This window comes from Endozoicomonas sp. ALD068, from assembly GCF_049310145.1.
GTDB lineage: Bacteria > Pseudomonadota > Gammaproteobacteria > Pseudomonadales > Endozoicomonadaceae > Endozoicomonas_A.
In genome coordinates this window covers 989,665-1,006,716 of record NZ_JBLYNU010000004.1, presented here as the reverse complement: position 1 = coordinate 1,006,716, position 17,052 = coordinate 989,665, and the positions used below count along the sequence as shown (strand labels likewise).

General features: G+C 45.2%; 10 protein-coding genes. 1 reads left to right on the top strand and 9 read right to left on the bottom strand.

The features are described from left to right. Window positions 1–9: 9 nt before the first annotated feature. The gene (locus tag ACO6V5_RS03040; protein WP_422410968.1) at window positions 10–1,803 is read right to left on the bottom strand and encodes an F-box/WD repeat-containing protein; all 1,794 of its coding nucleotides are present in this window, start codon (window positions 1,801–1,803) and stop codon (window positions 10–12) included. Between the two features lie 321 nt (window positions 1,804–2,124). Between ACO6V5_RS03040 and ACO6V5_RS03035 the strand changes: the two genes are divergently transcribed. Continuing rightward, entirely contained in the window at window positions 2,125–2,736 is a 612-nt protein-coding gene (locus tag ACO6V5_RS03035; RefSeq protein WP_422134399.1) for a hypothetical protein, read from the top strand. 133 nt (window positions 2,737–2,869) lie between these two features. On the opposite strand, the gene ACO6V5_RS03030 is transcribed toward ACO6V5_RS03035, so the two are convergent. The 8 genes from ACO6V5_RS03030 to ACO6V5_RS02995 form a co-directional block, all read right to left on the bottom strand. Next, window positions 2,870–4,714 (bottom strand): F-box/WD repeat-containing protein, encoded by a 1,845-nt coding sequence (locus ACO6V5_RS03030; RefSeq protein WP_422410971.1) that lies wholly within the window; start codon window positions 4,712–4,714, stop codon window positions 2,870–2,872. Between the two features lie 167 nt (window positions 4,715–4,881). After that, a complete protein-coding gene (locus ACO6V5_RS03025) occupies window positions 4,882–6,678 on the bottom strand; it encodes a WD40 repeat domain-containing protein (protein ID WP_422410973.1) in 1,797 nt (598 codons plus the stop codon). 103 nt (window positions 6,679–6,781) lie between these two features. After that, entirely contained in the window at window positions 6,782–8,602 is a 1,821-nt protein-coding gene (locus tag ACO6V5_RS03020; protein WP_422410975.1) for an F-box/WD repeat-containing protein, read from the bottom strand. Between the two features lie 262 nt (window positions 8,603–8,864). Next, entirely contained in the window at window positions 8,865–10,679 is a 1,815-nt protein-coding gene (locus ACO6V5_RS03015; RefSeq protein ID WP_422410978.1) for an F-box/WD repeat-containing protein, read from the bottom strand. A 178-nt stretch (window positions 10,680–10,857) separates the two neighbouring features. Continuing rightward, complete coding sequence (locus ACO6V5_RS03010; RefSeq protein ID WP_422410980.1) at window positions 10,858–12,678, bottom strand: F-box/WD repeat-containing protein; 1,821 nt, start codon at window positions 12,676–12,678, stop codon at window positions 10,858–10,860. A 188-nt stretch (window positions 12,679–12,866) separates the two neighbouring features. Then, window positions 12,867–13,166: a hypothetical protein gene (locus tag ACO6V5_RS03005; protein WP_422134405.1), complete on the bottom strand. Its 300-nt coding sequence runs from the start codon at window positions 13,164–13,166 to the stop codon at window positions 12,867–12,869. A 56-nt stretch (window positions 13,167–13,222) separates the two neighbouring features. Continuing rightward, the gene (locus tag ACO6V5_RS03000) at window positions 13,223–15,031 is read right to left on the bottom strand and encodes an F-box/WD repeat-containing protein (RefSeq protein WP_422134406.1); all 1,809 of its coding nucleotides are present in this window, start codon (window positions 15,029–15,031) and stop codon (window positions 13,223–13,225) included. Between the two features lie 166 nt (window positions 15,032–15,197). Further along, a complete protein-coding gene (locus ACO6V5_RS02995; protein ID WP_422410982.1) occupies window positions 15,198–17,000 on the bottom strand; it encodes an F-box/WD repeat-containing protein in 1,803 nt (600 codons plus the stop codon). Between the last annotated feature and the right edge of the window lie 52 nt (window positions 17,001–17,052).

Here is a 17,052-nt window from a genome sequence, read left to right as displayed (position 1 = left end):
AGCAAACAGTCAATCATTCATCGAAAGCTTATAAATCATCACGCTGTTATCGTCAAAGGGCGCCACCAGATGGTGGCCATTGGTGCTAAGGCGATTTACTTTGGTCGAATCTCTGTGTCTATGGGTAACGATGGCTTTTTCTACCCAGGATCCAAAAGTATCCTGACCATAGATTTTTGCCTTCCCATCTGAGCTGGTGGTCACCACAAGGCAGCCATCAGCACTGAAAGTGGCTGATTCGACAAAACTTAGATGGGGAATGATGGCCTTTTCGACCCAAGATCCGTCAGTCTTCAGACCATAGATTTTCGCCGTGTAATCGAGACTGGCCGTCACCACATGGCGGCCATCGGGGCTGAAAATGGCCGAGAGGACACGGTCATCATGATAAATAATGCGCTTTTCTTCCCATGATCCGTCGCCCTTCTGACCATGAATTTTCGCTGTTTTGTCGTCACTTGCCGTGACTACATAGCGGCCTTTAGGACTGAACGCGGCTGAGTTAACACGGTCATCATGGAAAATAACGGTTTCTTCTTCCCATGAACCATCGATCTTCTGACCAAAGATTTTCGCCGTCTTATCGTAACTGGCCGTTACCAGATGGCGGCTATCAGCACTAAAAGTGGCTGATGTGACCGTATCATCATGATCAATGGAGACTTCTGACGCCCATGATCCATAGACGATTTTCACCTTGTGATCGTAACCAACAGTCACCACATGGCGGCTATCGGGGCTGAAGGTGGCTGAGAGGACAAACTTATCATGAAAAATGTTGGCTCTTTCTACCCATGATCCATCAGTCCTCTGACAATAGATTTTGGCCGTGTTATCGTCACTGGCCGTCACCACATAGCAGCCATCCGGACTGAAGCTGGCTGTGTTGACAGAATCATCATGGGAGATGGTGAGTTTTTCTTCCCATGATCCATCGGCTCCCTGAACGCAGATTTTCGCCGTTGTATCCATACTGGCGGTCACCAAATGGCGACTATCGGCGCTGAAGGTGGCTGAGTTAACCCAATCATCATGGGAAATGGTAAGTTTCGCTTCCCATGACCCATCGACCTGACCATAGATTTTTGCCGTTCGATCTTTGCTGGCGGTCGCCACATGGCGACCATCTGCACTGAAGGTGGCTGATCTGACATTGGTGACATGGGAAATAAAGATTTCTTCTTCCCAAAACCCATTGGCCTTCTGACCACAGATTTTCGCCCCATGGCTACCGCCAGTCACCAAGCGGGTTCCATTGGCGCTAAAGATGGCTGAGAATACATCTTCATAATGGCTAATGAAGATTTCTCTATCTACTTTAAACCTTGTGCATTCAGACACCAGTCGAGCTTTGGTGAAATAGAATAGATCAGGAAAATAAACTTGCTCTCGTTGTGTTATGACTGATTCGATTAACGCTTCATCCTTCGTAAACGGTCTCAGCCAATTACGAAGTTGTTCTTTATCCTTTGCAGGAAGAATTTTGTTTAATTGATATCGGTGTGGTGAGGAAAACTGTCGATACCAGGCCCTTTCCAGTTCATGATCGTTTTTAATAATACCGTTAAAGTAATGACAAACCTGCTGTAAGCAGGCAACATCCCGAACCTCCAACGAGCGAATAATTCGTGTTGTTACTTCTAAAGGCAAATTAAAAAATAAATTTTTTTCCGTTTCTTTCTTTACAGGTATGGCGATGGACCTACCCGCACTGACACCCGATAATTCTCCCTTCGATTGAGCGCGACTGGTTGACGGCCAAAGTGAACCGACCATTGTGGATTTATTATCCGTAGCTTCCAAACCTTATTCCTCCTGGTAAGCATTCTCCCCGGATTAAAAAGGGCGTTAAAAATTAAGACAGTAAATCAGACTCGGTTTTGAAATAAAAGTTCCTGACATTACCTTAAGTGCCATTCAAGAAGCTTCAGTCATTCAGCGCATGCCCAATGGTGTCTCCATCGGTGCTGAAGCTGGCTGAGTTGACCCTGAGAGCCAGGCAATGGTGGACTTTTCGTATGGCTGAGTACTTAGTGCTGACTTCAGCGCTATTGTCTTCCTGCAGAATAATAAAAAAGTGCTACCTTTCAGGGTTAGTTTTCAAAGTAAAGAAACCTGAAGCACATGAAAAATCACAGAGCCATTGCAATCACTCGAATTATTTTTATTATTTCTGTTTTTTACACATATAATGCCAATGCATCACCGCTCTATAATGCGTTCAACAGTCTGACCACCCTCATTGATGAGTTACATTTAAAAGAGTTTCGACTAACTGGACAGGTCTTATACACTTTTTCTCATTCCGTGTTGAATAGAAATCTCGAGATGCTAGATCTATACCGCGCTTCATTACTTGCCAGAGAGCAGCCAAGAGCAGTTTCTTCAAAAAAGTTCTATGCAAGAAAAATGAAAGAACGACTGCTTCGCCGTGTGCCTGAATGTTCTTTGCAACATGAGGAGCAGAATTTAGATCAGTTAATATCTCTTTGTGAAGGAGTGGGTTACTTTCCATTTCATGAAACAGGAGAAGTATATGATGACTGCCAAACTGTAACTTTTTCTGACATAGACAAGCTGGAAGATAAAGAAATCAGCGAAAAGGCAAAAGATTTTTTATCAAAATTCTACAATTTGTTGAAAAATGATGAGCTTTTTTTAACAAAGTGTACTAGTTCTGGCTTGGAAAGTGAGCACAAAATAACGTTGGACTTAATGAGCGCAGCGTTACATTAACAGCCTGAACAAAATTGCCAGTAAATGGGTGTATTGCACGAAAGGTGACTGCTTTAGGTACCAGGCTTGCATAGTACCTGCTATCGGCCACCTATTCAGCCTTTCATATCAAGCTTTGTCCCGAAATTGTCCCCTACAAAGGTGGCGGGCTTATGGATCCCGGAAAAGCACTGAACGTATACTTCTTCAGCAGCTGGTCAACAGGTGCAAAAGAACGGGTAGTCACTACATGGTGACCGTCAGCGCTAAAAGCAGCTGAGTCAATTGAACCATTCTGTACAATGATGGCTTTTTTGACCCATGATCCATCAATCTGCTGACCATAGATTATTGCTGCCCGATCTTTACTGGCGGTCACCACGTGGCGACTATCGGGGCTAAAGGAGGCTGAGTTGACCGAGGAAGCATGGAAAATGGTGACTTCTTCCCTCCATGACCCATCGGCCTTCAGACCATAGATTTTTGCCGTTCCATCTTTACTGGCGGTCACCACACTGCGTCCATCGGCGCTGAAGGTGGCTGAGTTGATTAAGTCATCATGAGAAATGATGGCTTTTTCTTCCCATAATCCATCAACCTTCAGACCACAGATTTTCACCTTGTTATCGTTACTGACGGTGATTACATGGCAGCCATTGGGGCTGAAGCTGGCTGAGTTAACCCTGTGATCGTGGTTGATGGTAACTTCTTCTTCCCATGTCTCACCCGTCTTGAGACCAAAGATTTTCGCTGTGCAATCGTTACTGGTGGTCACCATTCTGCGACTATCAGCACTGAATGTGACCGAGCTGATCCAGAGATCGTGGGAAACTGCGACCTTTTCTTCCCATGATCCATCGAGCTGAAAGCTGAAGATTTTCGCAATGTTATCATCGCCGACGGTCACCACATGGCAGTCATCGGGGCTAAAGCTGGCAGAGGTGACCCATTTACCGTGGGAAATGGTGGCTTCTTTTCCCCATGATCCATCTGTCTTCTGACCATAAATTTTTGCTGTGTTATCGCAACTGATAGTCGCCAAATGGTGACTATCGGCACTGAAACAGACTGAGTAGATCCAATCATTATGGGAAATGGTGAGTTTTTGTTCCCATGAGCCATCGCCGCTCTGACCATAGACTTTTGCCGTGTTATCGTTACTGGCGGTTACCAGATAGCAGCCATCCGGGCTGAAAGAGGCTGAGTTGGTGTAGTCATCATGGGAAATGGTAGTTTTTTCTTCCCATGAGCCATCGGCTTTATGACCATGTATTTTCACCTTGCCATCCGAACTGCTGAGGGTCATCACATGGCTGCCATCTGCACTGAAGGAGACTGAGTCGATCAAGTCATCATGGGAAATGGTTACTTTTCTTACCCAAGACCCATCGACCTCCCGGCTATAGACTCTCATCTTTTTATGATCACAGCCGTACGCCACCAGATGACAGCCACTGGCGCTAAAGGCTTCTGAAATGACCCAACTATTTGAAGTGGTGTTTTTTGTAACTAAATTAAATGTTCTACAGCGAGACATGAGTCCAGTTCTGGTGAAATGGAACAAAGCAGAAAAATAAACGCTCTTCCGGCTTTTTATGAGTGATTCAATTAACGTTTCATCCTTCGTAAATGGTCGCAGCCAACTGCGAAGTTGTTCTTTATCATTGGCGGGAAGGATTTTCTTAAGTTGATCTTGATGTAATGAAGGAAACCTTTCATACCATGCCTTAGCCAGAGCATGATCGTTTTTAATAACCCTGTTTATGTGAGTCGATACCTGTTGTAAACGGGCAATATCCCGAAGTTCCAACAAGCGAATAATTTTAATGGTTAATTCCTCGGGCAAATCGTGCAATAAAACTGTTTGCTTGATTTCTCTGTCAGGTATAGTGACGGATCTACCCACACTGACACCAGGCGACTCTGCCTTTAATCGTGCGAGCTTGGTTGGGGTCGAGGATGAACCGACTATGCCTGATTCTTTAGCAGCATAAAGCATATCTGGTTTTTCCAAAGTAAGTAATGCCCCAAAATACAGGGACGCTCAAAATTGATGAAGTAGATTAGAATCAATTTTGAAATAAAAGTTCAAAACAAGGTCTTAAAAATTTTTCTGCATTTCAGCACAGGCACAATGGCGTCCCTTTTACTTCTGAAAGCAAACAGTCAATCATTCATCGACAGTTTATAAATGATCACACAGTTATCGTTAAGGGGTGCCACCAGATGGTGGCCACTGGCGCTAAGGCGATTTACTTCGGTCGATTCTTTATGTCTATGGGTAACGATGGCTTTTTCTACCCAGGATTCAAAAGTATTCTGACCATAGATTTTTGCCTTACCATCCGAACTGGTGGTCACCACAAGGCGTCCATCGGCGCTGAAGATGGCTGATTTGACAGCACCCAGATGGGAAATAGTGGCCTTTTCGATCCAGGATCCGTCAGTCTTCAGACCGTAGATTTTCGCCGTGTGATCGAGACTGGCCGTCACCACATGGCGACCATCGGGGCTGAAGATGGCTGTGAGGACACGGTCACCATGGCGGATAGTGCACTTTTCTTCCCATGATCCGTCGTCGTTCTGACCGTAGATTTTTGCAGTCTTGTCCCAACTGGCGGTTACCACATGGCGGCCATTGGGGCTAAAGACGGCTGACTTGACATGGTCCTTATGGGTAATGATGACTTCTTCCTGCCATGACCCATCGTCCTTTTGACCGCAGATTTTCGCCGTTTTAAACATATCGGTCGTTGCCAAATGGCGGCTATCGGGACTAAAGGTGGCTGAGCGCACCCTGTCATCATGGTCAATGGAGGCTTCTGTTCCCCATGATCCGTAAACGATTTTCACCTTGTAATCGACACCGACAGCCACAACATGGCAGTTATCGGGGCTGAAGTCGGCTGATATGATACTAGCGTCATGGAAAATGGTGACTTCTTCTTCCCAGGATCCATCGTCCTTCTGACCATAGATTTTTGCAGTCTTGTCGCAACTGGCGGTCACCAAATGGCGACTATCGGCGCTGAAGGTGGCTGAGACAACCCATTCATCATGGGAAATAGTGAGTTTTTCTTCCCATGTCCCATCGTCTCCCTGAACACAAATTTTCGCCGTCTTATCATGGCCGGAGGTCACTAAATGGCGGCCATCGGCACTGAAAGCAACTGAGGAGCAATCGTCATCATGGGAAATGGCGAGTTTCTGTGCCCATACCCCATCGACTTGACCATAGATTTTTACCCTATAATCAAAAGTGGCGATCGCCAGGTGGCTGCCATCGTCGCATAAGATGGCCAATTCAACATTGTCTTCGTGGGGAATGAAGATTTCTCTTTCCCATGATCCATTGGCCTTTTGGCCGTAGATTTTCACGCCATCGCCTCCCTCGGTCATCAGGCGGCTGCCATCGGCACTGAAGGTGACTGAATACACACCGATTTCATGGGTAATCTCGACTTCTCCGACTGCATTATAGGTTTTGTATTCAGACATCAGCCGGGCTTTGGTGAAATAAAAGAGAGCGGGAAAATAAACTTTCTCTCGATCATTTACGAGTGATTTAACGAACGCTTCATCCCTGGTAAACGGTCGCAGCCAATGACGGAGTTGTTCTTTATTCTTTGTAGCAAGGATTTTCTTTAATTGATCCTGGTGTGGTATAGGAAACCGGCGGTACCAGGCCCTTTCCAGTGCATGATCGTTTTTAACAGCCCAGTTAAAGTAATTACAAACCTGCTGTAAGCGGGTAACATCTCGAAACTCCAACAAACCAATAATTTTATTGGTTGTTTCAATAGGTAAATCGAAAAATAAAGATTTTTTCGTTTTTCTCTTATCAGGTATAGCGACGGACCGGCCTGCGCTGACACCGGATAATCCCTCCCCCTCCGGTTGATCACGATTAGTTGACGGCGAGAGTGAACCAAACCTGGTGGATTTATTATCGGTAGCTTCCAAACCTTGTGACTCCTGGTAAGCATTTTCCCCGGATTAAAAAGGGCGTTAAAAATTAAGTCAGCAAATCAGACTCGGTTTTTAAATAAAAGTTCATGACATTGTCTTAAGTGCCATTAAAGTTCAGCGCATGCACAATGGCGTCCCTTTTATTTGTAACGTCCCGAAATTGTCCCCTACAGGGCGGGCTTATGGATCCTGGAAAAGCAGTGAACGTATACTTCTTCAACAGCTGGTCAACGGGTGCAAAAGAACGGGTAGTCATTACATGGTGACTGTCAGCGCTAAAAGTGGCTGAGTCAATCGAACCATTCTCTGTAATGATGGCTTTTTTGACCCATGATCCATCAATTTCCTGACCATAGATTTTTGCTGTTCGATCTTTACTGGCGGTCACCACATGACGGCCATCAGGGCTAAAGGCGACTGAGTTGACCGAAGAGGTATGGAAAATGGTGACTTCTTCCCACCATGATCCATCGGCCTTCAAACCATAGATTTTTGCCGTTCCATCTATACTGGCGGTCACCACACTGCGTCCATCGGCGCTGAAGATCGCTGACTTGATAAAGTCATCATGGGAAATGGTGGCATTTTCTTCCCATACAGCATCAACCTTCAGACCACAGATTTTCACCATGTGATCGTTACTGATGGTAATTACATAGCAGCCATTGGGGCTGAAGGTGGCTGAGGTGACCTCGTGATCGTGGTTAACGGTAACTTCTTCTTCCCATGACCCGCCCGTCTTGAGACCAAAGATTTTCGCTGTGTAATCGTTACTGGTGGTCACCACTTTGCAACCATCAGCACTGAAAGTGACCGAGTTGACCCAGGTATCGTGGGAAATGATAGCTTTTTCTTCCCATGATCCATCGTCCTTCAAACAGTGAATTTTGGCCATAAAATCATCGCCGACGGTCACCAGATGGCGGTTATCGGGGCTAAAGGTGGCTAAAGAGACCCAACCAGTATGGGAAATGATGGCTACTTCTCCCCATGACCCATCGACCTTCAGACCATAAATTTTTGCCGTGTTATCGCAACTAACGGTCACCAGATGGTGGCTATCTGCACTGAAACAGACTGAGTTGATCCAATCGTTGTGGGAAATGGTGAGTTTTTGTTGCCATGAGCCATCGCCGCTCTGACCATAGACTTTTGCCGTGTTATCGTTACTGGCGGTTACCAGATAGCAGACATCCGGGCTGAAAGAGGCTGAGTTGATGTATTCATCATGAGCAATGGTGGCTTTTTCTTCCCATGAACCACCGGCTTTCTGACCGTGGATTTTCACCTTTTTAGCCAAACTGCTGAGGGTCACCACATGGCTACCGTCTTCACTGAAGGTGACTGAGTCGATCCAGTCATCATGGGAAATGGTCACTTTTCCTAGCCATGACCCATCGACCTCCTGACCATATACTTGTACCTTTTTATGATCACAGTCGAAGAACGCTACCAAATGGCGGCCATCCGCGCTGATGGTTTCTGAAATGACCCAATTATTTGAAATGGTGTCTTTTGTACCTAAATTAAATGTTTTACATCGAGACATAAGTCCAGTTCTGGTGAAATGGAACAAAGCAGAAAAATAAACGCTCTTACGGCTTTTTATGAGTGATTCAATTAACGTTTCATCCTTCGTAAATGGTCGCAGCCAGCTACGAAGTTGTTCTTTATCATTGGCAGGAAGGATTTTCTTAAGTTGATATTGATGTAAAGAAGGAAACCTTTCATACCATGCCTTTGCCAGAGAATGATCGCTTTTAATAACCCTGTTTATTTGAGTCGATACCTGTTGTAAACGGGCAACATCCCGAAGTTCCAACAAGCGAATAATTTTGATAGTTAATTCCTCGGGCAAATCGTGCAATAAAACTGTTTTCTTAATTTCTCTGTCAGGTATAGTGACGGATCTAGCCACACTGACACCAGGTGACTCTCCCTCTAATCGCGCGAGCTTGGTTGGAGTCGAGGAGGAACCGACTATGCCTGATTTATTAACATCATAAAGCATATCTGGTTTTTCCAAAGTTAGTAACGCCGCAAAAACAAGGACGCTCAAAGTTGATCAAGTAGCTTAGAATCGATTTTGAAATAAAAGTTCAAAAAATGCTCTTAAAAAGTTTCTGTATATCAATACATGCAGAATGACGCCCCTTTTATTTGTCACAGCACACAGACAATCATTTATTCTTCTGTAGTTTAATAATTCGCACCTTATTATCGTACGAATTGGTCACAAGGTGATGTCCATCGGCGCTGAATTTGGCTGATTTGATCGGACGTTTGCCAGAGATGATGACTTTTTCGACCCATGATCCATTCTTCCTGAGACCATAGACTTTTGCCGTTCCATCTTTACTGGTAGTCAGCACTTGGCAGCCATCGGCGCTGAAGCTGACTGAATCGACCACACATTCATGGGAAATGGTGGTTTTTTCGACCCATGATCCGTCAGCCTTCTGACCACAGATTTTCGCCTTGCCGTCTTTACTGGCGGTCACCACATGACGGCTATCGGGGCTGAAGATGGCTGAGGTAACAGCTTTATCATGGCAAATGATGAGCTTTTTTTCCCATGATTCATCATCGTCCTTCAGACTAAAGATTTTTGCGGTGTTATCGTCACTGGCGGTCACTACATGGTGGTCATCAGGGCTAAAGATGGCCGACTCGATACAACGATCGTGGAAAATGGTGGCTTCTTGTTCCCACGAGCCATTGTCCTTCCGACGAAAAATTTTTGCTGTGCCGTCTCTGCTGCCGGTCACCACGCGGCGAGAATCGCCGCTGAAGTTGGCTGAGTAGACCCATTCGTCATGCAAAATGATGACTTCTTTTTCCCATTGACCATCAGCCTTCTGGCTATGGATTTTTACCTCCTTGCCACTGCCTGCGGTCACCACAAGACGGCTATCGTTGCTAAAGCTGGCCTGGTAGATAATATCTTTATGAGAAATGGTAGCTTCTTCCTCCCATGACCCATCGGTCTTCTGACCATAGATTTTCGCCTTTTTATCCATACTGACGGTCACTAGATGACGGCAATCGGCAGTGAAGGTGACCAGGAAGAGCCTATGATCATGCAAAATGGTCAGTTTTTCTTCCCAGGATCCATCGTCATTCTGACTGCAAATTTTCGCAGTATGATCCCAACTGCCGACCACCAGGTGACGACTATCGGGACTGATGTCAACTGTGCTGATCGTAGCATTATGGAAAATAGTGAGTTTATGTACACATGACCCATCAGCCTTCAGATCATGGATTTTTACCTGACCATCGCGTCCGGCGGTCACCACCTGGCAGCTATCGGGGCTGAAGATGGCAAAGTAGACACAGCCATCATGGGAAATAATGGCTTTTTCTACCCATGATCCATTGGTCTTCTGACTATAAATTTTCGCTGTATTATCGAAGCTGGCTGTCACAATGTGGGAACCATCAGGGCTGACGCGGGTTGACGTGACCGAGTAATCATGGTCAATAATCGCTTTTGTAACTGCTTTAAATGTTTTGCATTCAGACATCAGTCGAGCTTTGGTGAAATAAAACAGAGCAGGAAAATAAGAAATCTTTCGTTTCTTTATAAGTGAGTTGACTAATGCTTGATTACTTGTAAAGGGCTGCAGCGGTAGCCAAAGACAAAGTTGTTTTTTATCCTCTACAGAAAGGATTGTCTTTAATTGATCTTGGTCTTGAGCAGTAAACCGCTGATACCATGCTTTCTCCAGAGCATAATCATTTTTAATAACCCTGTTAAAGTAAGTACTGACCTTCCGTAAACGTACAATATCCCGAAACTCCAACAAGCGAATAATTTTGATGGTTAACTCCTCGGGCAAATCGAGTAATGAAGCTGTTTCCTTTAATTCTTTGTCAGCTGCAACGATGGAGCTGCCAGCACCAAAATCAGATCGTTCTCCGCCGAACCGTGCCACCTTGGTTGAGGGCAATGGCGAACCGGTCATGCCTGAGTTGCTAGTCTTGATATCCATATCTGGCTTCTCCTTAATGAGTCCTCCCCTCGATTAACAAGGACTTTTTAAATTGATGGAGTAAATTAGAGTCGGTTGCGAAATAAAAGTTCAAAACAGGGTCTTACGTACAATTAACGAAGTTTCTGTCTTTCGCCGCATGCAGAATGGCGTCCCTTTTATTTGCCACAGTCAACGATCAATTATTGCTTGAATCCAACTTCATTCTTAACTTATTAATTCGCACTATGTGATCGCTAGTGATCGTCACCACGTAGTCGCCACCAGCCATAAAGCCGACTCTTGTGATCCAATCATTATGGGAAATAATAACTTTTTCGCTCCATGATCCATCAATTTCCTGACCATAGATCCTTGCTGTTCCATCTTTGCGGGTGGTCAGCACTAAGCGGCCATCGGGGCTGAAGATAGCTGGGTTAAACGGATTATCACGGGAAATGATGGCTTTTTCGACCCATGATCCATCAACCTTCTTGCCAGATATTTTCTTGGTACCATCTCTGCATCTGGTTAACACATGGCAACCATCCGGGCTGAAGATGGCTGAGATAATATTGCCATCATGGGAAATGGTGAGTTTTTCTTCCCAAGATCCACCGTCCTTCTGGCCGCAGATTTTCGCCTTGTTAAGACTGATGGTCACCACATGGCGGCCATTGTGGCTAAAAGTGGCTGATCTGACGCCGTAATCATGGGAAATTGAGGCTTCCTCTTGCCATGAGCCATCGGTCTTCTGACCGAAGATTTTCGCAGTTTCATCGTCACTGGCCGTCACCACTCGACAACCATCGGCGCTAAAGGTGGCTGAGTTGACCAATCGTTTATGGGAAATGGTGACTTTTTCTACCCATGATCCATCGACCTTCTGGCCATGGATTTTCGCCTTGTAATGACCACCGAGGGTCAACACGTGGCGGTCATCAGCACTAAAAATGGCCGACTTGAGAAAGTCATGATGGCGAACGGTGGTTTGTTCTTCCCATGAGCCATCGGTCTTCTGACAATAGATTTTCGCGGTTTTATCACAGTTGGCCGTCAACAGTAAGCGACCATCGGCGCTGAAGGTGGCTGCTTTGACCAATGAGACATTGCAGATAGTGACTTTTTCTGCCCATGATCCATCGTCTTCCTGACTATAGATTTTTACCCCCTTTCCGAAAACATCAGTCACCAAATGACTACCATCGGCACTTAAGACGGCAAATTCGAACCAATCATCATGGGAAATGGTGAGCTTTTCTTTCCATGATCCATCGTCTCCCTGACCAAAGATTTTCAACCTATCATCTCTGTAATTGCCAAACACCAAATGGCTGCCATCGGCACTAAAGCTGGCTAATCTGATATCGTCTCCATGGAAACAGGAGAGCGTACACTGCCATGACCCATTAACCTTCTGACTAATGATCTTCACCTCACCATCTCTACTGGCGGTCAACAAATGGCGACCATCGATGCTGTAGGTGTCAAAGTACACCTGGCTATGATGAGCAAAGACAGCCTCTGTAACTAAATAATACTTTTTGTATTGAGACATCAGTCGAGCTTTGGTGAAATGGCAGAGAGCAGGAAAATAAGCTCTCTCTCGCTGTTCTACAAGTGAATTGACTAACGCTTGATCCTTCGTAAACGGTCGCAACCAATTACAGAGTTGCTCTTTATCCTTTATAGGAAGAATCTTCTTTAATTGATATTGATGTGGTGAAGAAAGCCGACGATACCATGCCTTTTCCAGAGCATAATCGTTTTTAATGACATTGTTAAAGTGAGTACAAACTTGCTGTAAGCGGGTAACATCTCGAAACTCCAGCAAACGAATAATTTTGATTGTTATTTCGAAAGGAAAATAGAGCAATAAAGATTTTTTGTTTTTTTCCTTTTCAGGTATAGTGACGGATCTATCCGCACTAATACCAGATAGTTCTTCCCCCAACTGAGTGCGATTGATTAACAGCGAGAGCGAACCAGCCATACTGGATTTATTATTCGTAGGATCCAAATCTGATTTCTCCTTTGTTAATATTCTTCCTGTAAAAAGATCATTAAAGATTGATACGGTTGATCAGACTCGGTTTTGAAGTAAAAGTTCATTAGAGGGTCTTAAATGCAACTAATAAACTTTCAGTCTTTCAGCACAGGCAGGATTGAGTCCCTTTAATTTCTCACAGCAAACAATCAATTATTGTTTTAATCCAGCTTCATCAATAATTTATTAAAATGCACGTTGTTATTTTTCGTGATCGTAATGACGTATTGGCTACCAGCGCTAAAGCCGACTGATATGATCGATTCATCATGGGAAATAATGACTTTTTCGCTCCAGGATCCATCAATCTCCTGACCATGGATTTTTGCCGTTCCGTTTATATGAGTGCTCAGCAGGTAGCGGCCATCGGCACTGAAGATGGCTGAGATGTCACGGCCATCATGGGAAATGGTGAGCTTTTCTTCCCATAGTCCATCGTCTTTCCGGCCAAAGATTTTCACGGTGTTACGTGGAGTAAATTAGAGTCGGTTGCGAAATAAATTGCCACAGTCAACCATCATTCACTCGTCCGCAGTTTATTAATTCGCACTTCATTATCGCTGCTGATGGTCAATACATGGTTACCATCGGCGCTGAAAGTGGCTGATTTGATCGAGCGTTTGTGGGAAAGTATGGCTTTTACGACCCATGATCCATCAGTGTGCTGGCCAATAATTCTCGCCGTGCAGTCATCACTGGCGGTTACCACATAGCGACCATCAGGGCTAAAGGTGGCAGAGTTGATCAGACCATCATGGGAAATGGTGCGCTTTTCTTTCCACAATCCATTGAGCTCAAGGCCGAAGATTATCAATGTGCCATCGTTACTGGCGGTCAGCAAATGACGATCATCAGGGCTGAAGGCGGCGGAGTTGACGGTGCCATCATGGGAAATGGTGGCATTTTCTTGCCATGATCCATTGACCTGCCGACTATGAATTTTGACCTTGCCATTTCTGGCTACGGTCACCACATGGTGGCCTTTGGCCGTTAACCTGGCTGATTCGACCCAGTGATTATAGGTAATGGTGGCTTCATGTTCCCATGATCCATCAGTCTTCTCGCCATAGATTTTCGCCGTCCTATCGAAACTGGCCGTCACCATACGGTGGCCATCAGCGCTGAAGGTAGCTGATTGCAAACGGTAATCATGGAAGATGGTCACTTTTTCTAACCATGATCCGTTCTCTTCCAGATGGTGGATTTTCGCCTTGTAATCACCACCGACGGTCACCGCATGGCGGCCATTGGCAGAGAAGGTGGCTGATAAGACCCAGTGATCATGGGTAATGGAGGCTTCTTCTTGCCATGAACCATCAGTCTTCTCACCATAGATTTTTGCCGTGTTATCAAAACTGGCAGTGATCAAATGACGACTATCCGAGCTGAATGCGACAGATGTGACCCAATTATTATGGGAAAGGATGAGTTTTTCTTCCCATGATCCATCATCCTCCTGGCTAATAATTTTTGCCGTGAAGTCGTCGCTGCAAGTTACCAAATGGCGACCATCAGGACTGAAGGAGGCTAAGCCGATAAAACCATTATGGGAAAGGGTGAGTTTATGCAACCATACCCCACCGACTTCCTGACCATAGATTTTCGACGTGTTATCCACACTGACGGTCACCACATGGTAGCCATCGGCACTGAATGTGGCTGAGGTGACGTGACCATGGTGGGAAATGACGGCTTCTTTTACCCATAATCGCTTATTATCATTCTGACCATAGATTTTCGCCTTTCTGTCGTTACTGGCGGTCACCAGATGACGGCTATCGGCGCTGAAGTTGGCTGATCTGATACGGTTACGGTTGGCAATGGTTGCTTTATTCTCTAAATCAAATGTTTTACATCGAGACATCAGTCCAGCTCTGGTGAAATAGAACAAAGCAGGAAAATAAACTTTCTTTCGGTATTTTATGAGTGATTCGACTAACGCTTCATCCTCCGTAAACGGCCTCAGCCAAAGACGAAGTTGTTTTTTATCTTCTGAAGGAAGGCTCGTCTTTAATTGATATTGGTGTGGCAAAGAAAACCTCTGATACCATGCCTTTGCAAGAGCATGGTTGTCTTTAATAACCCTGTGTAAATGGGTAGATACCTGTTGCAAACGGGCAATATCCCTGAGCTCCAACAAGCGAATAATTTTGAGGGTTAATTCCTCGGGCAAATCGTGCAATGAGGGTGTTTTCTTTATTTCTTTTTCAGCGACAGCGACAGACCTGCCCACACTGTAACCCGATAGTTCTAATGCCGATCGCGCAAACTTGATTGTGGGCGAGGAATAACCGACCATGCTGGATTTATTATTTGCAGCATCCATCACTGATTTTCCCTGAATTAGAGTAACCGACGATTGATAAGGAGGCTCAAAATTGATGAAGCAAATTAGAGTCGGTTTTGAAATAAAAGTTCAAAAAGTGGTGTCCTGAGTTTCTGTCTTTGAGCACATGCAGAATGGCGCCCCGTTTATTTATCACAGCAAAGAATCATTCACTCATCCATAGTTTAATAATTCGCACTTTATTATACCTACTGATAGTCAATACATGGTTACCATCGGCGCTGAAAGTGGCTGATATGATCGGACATTTATGGGAAAGGATGGCTTTTACGACCCATGATCCATCAGTGTGCTGGCCAATGATTCTCGCAGTGCAATCGTCACTGGCAGTTACCACATGGCGGCCATCAGGGCTAAAGGTGGCTGAGTTGACAGAATCATTGTGGTAAAAGGTACGTTTTTCTTCCCAAGATCCGTCCTTCAGGCCGAAGATTCTCACCGCGCCATCGTTGCTGGCGGTTAGCAGATGGCGGTCATCAGGGCTGAAGGTGACTGAGTTGACAGTGCCATCATGGGAAATGGTGACATTTTCTTTCCATGATCCATTGTCCTGCTGGCTATGGATTTTGACCTTCTTATCTTCACTGGCGGTCACCACATGGCAGACATCAGAACTGAAGGCGGCTGAAGTGACCCAGTAAACATGGGAAATAGTAGCTTCTCGTTCCCATGAGCCATCAGTCTTCTCACCATAGATTTTCGCCGTGTTATCCAAACTGGCCGTCACCAAATGATGGCCATCGTCGCTGAAGGTAGCTGACTGCACAAAGTCATCATGGGAAATGGTCACTTTTTCTAACCATGATCCATTCTCTTCCAGGTGGTGGATTTTCGCCTTGCGATCATCACCGACGGTCACCGCATAGCTACCATCAGCACTAAAGGTGGCTGATCTGATCCAATGATCATGGGAGATGGTGACTTTTTCTTCCCATGATCCATCGTCCCGCAGGTGGAGGATTTTCGCAGTGTGATCGGCACTGACGGTCAACACATGACGGCTATCGGCGCTGAAGGTGGCATAGTTGACCCAATCATTATGGGATAGGGTGAGCTTTTCTTCCCAGGATCTATCATCCTTCTGACTGATAATTTTCGCTGTGTGGTCGTCACTGGCGGTTACCACATGACGACCATCAGGGCTGAAGAAAGCTGAGTTGATGAAATTATTATGGGAAATGGTGAGTTTATGTACCCATGACCCATCGACTCCCTGACCATAGATTTTCGACGTATGATCGAAACTGAGAGTCACCACATGACGGCTATCGACACTGAAGGTGGCTGAGTTGACATCAAAATTGTGAGCAATAGTTGCTTTTTCTACCCATTTTCCCTTGTCATTCTGGCTATAGATTTTCGCCTTTCTGTCGTCACTGGCAGTCACCACATGACGACTATCGGCGCTGAAGTTGGCTGATCTGACAATATCACGATGGGCAATGGTCGTTTTTTTCTCTGAATTAAATATTTTACATTGAGACATAAGTCCAGTTTTGGCGAAATGAAACAAAGCAGGAAAATAAGCTTGCTTTCGGTATTTTATGAGCGATTCGACTAACGCTTCATCCTCCGTAAACGGCCTCAGCCAAAGACGGAGTTGTTTTTTATCTTCTGAAGGAAGGCTTGTCTTTAATTGATATTGGTGAGGTGAAGAAAACCGCTGAAACCATGCCTTTGCCAGAGCATGATTGTCGTTAATTACCCTGTGTAAGTGAGTCGATACCTGTTGCAAGCGGACAATATCCCGAAGTTCCAACAAACGAATAATTTTGACGGTTAATTCCTCGGGCAAATCGTGCAATGAGGCTGTTTTCTTTATTTCTTTTTCAACGACAGCGATAGACCTGCCCGCTCCGTCACCAGAAGGTTCTCCGCCCGATCGTGTGAGCTTGGTTGGAGGCAAGGAAAATCCAACGACGCCGGAGTTGTTATTTGCGCTATGCATACCTGATTTTCCCTGGACTAGTCTTGCCGTCGATAAACAAGGAGGTTCAAAA

Bases quoted from the DNA above. Each gene is read 5' to 3' on its own strand.
- ACO6V5_RS03035 (WP_422134399.1), top strand. From the start codon at position 2,125: ATGAAAAATCACAGAGCCATTGCAATCACTCGAATTATTTTTATTATT.
- ACO6V5_RS03000 (WP_422134406.1), bottom strand. From the start codon at position 15,031: ATGGATGCTGCAAATAATAAATCCAGCATGGTCGGTTATTCCTCGCCC.
- ACO6V5_RS02995 (WP_422410982.1), bottom strand. From the start codon at position 17,000: ATGCATAGCGCAAATAACAACTCCGGCGTCGTTGGATTTTCCTTGCCT.
- ACO6V5_RS03015 (WP_422410978.1), bottom strand. From the start codon at position 10,679: ATGGATATCAAGACTAGCAACTCAGGCATGACCGGTTCGCCATTGCCC.
- ACO6V5_RS03030 (WP_422410971.1), bottom strand. From the start codon at position 4,714: ATGCTTTATGCTGCTAAAGAATCAGGCATAGTCGGTTCATCCTCGACC.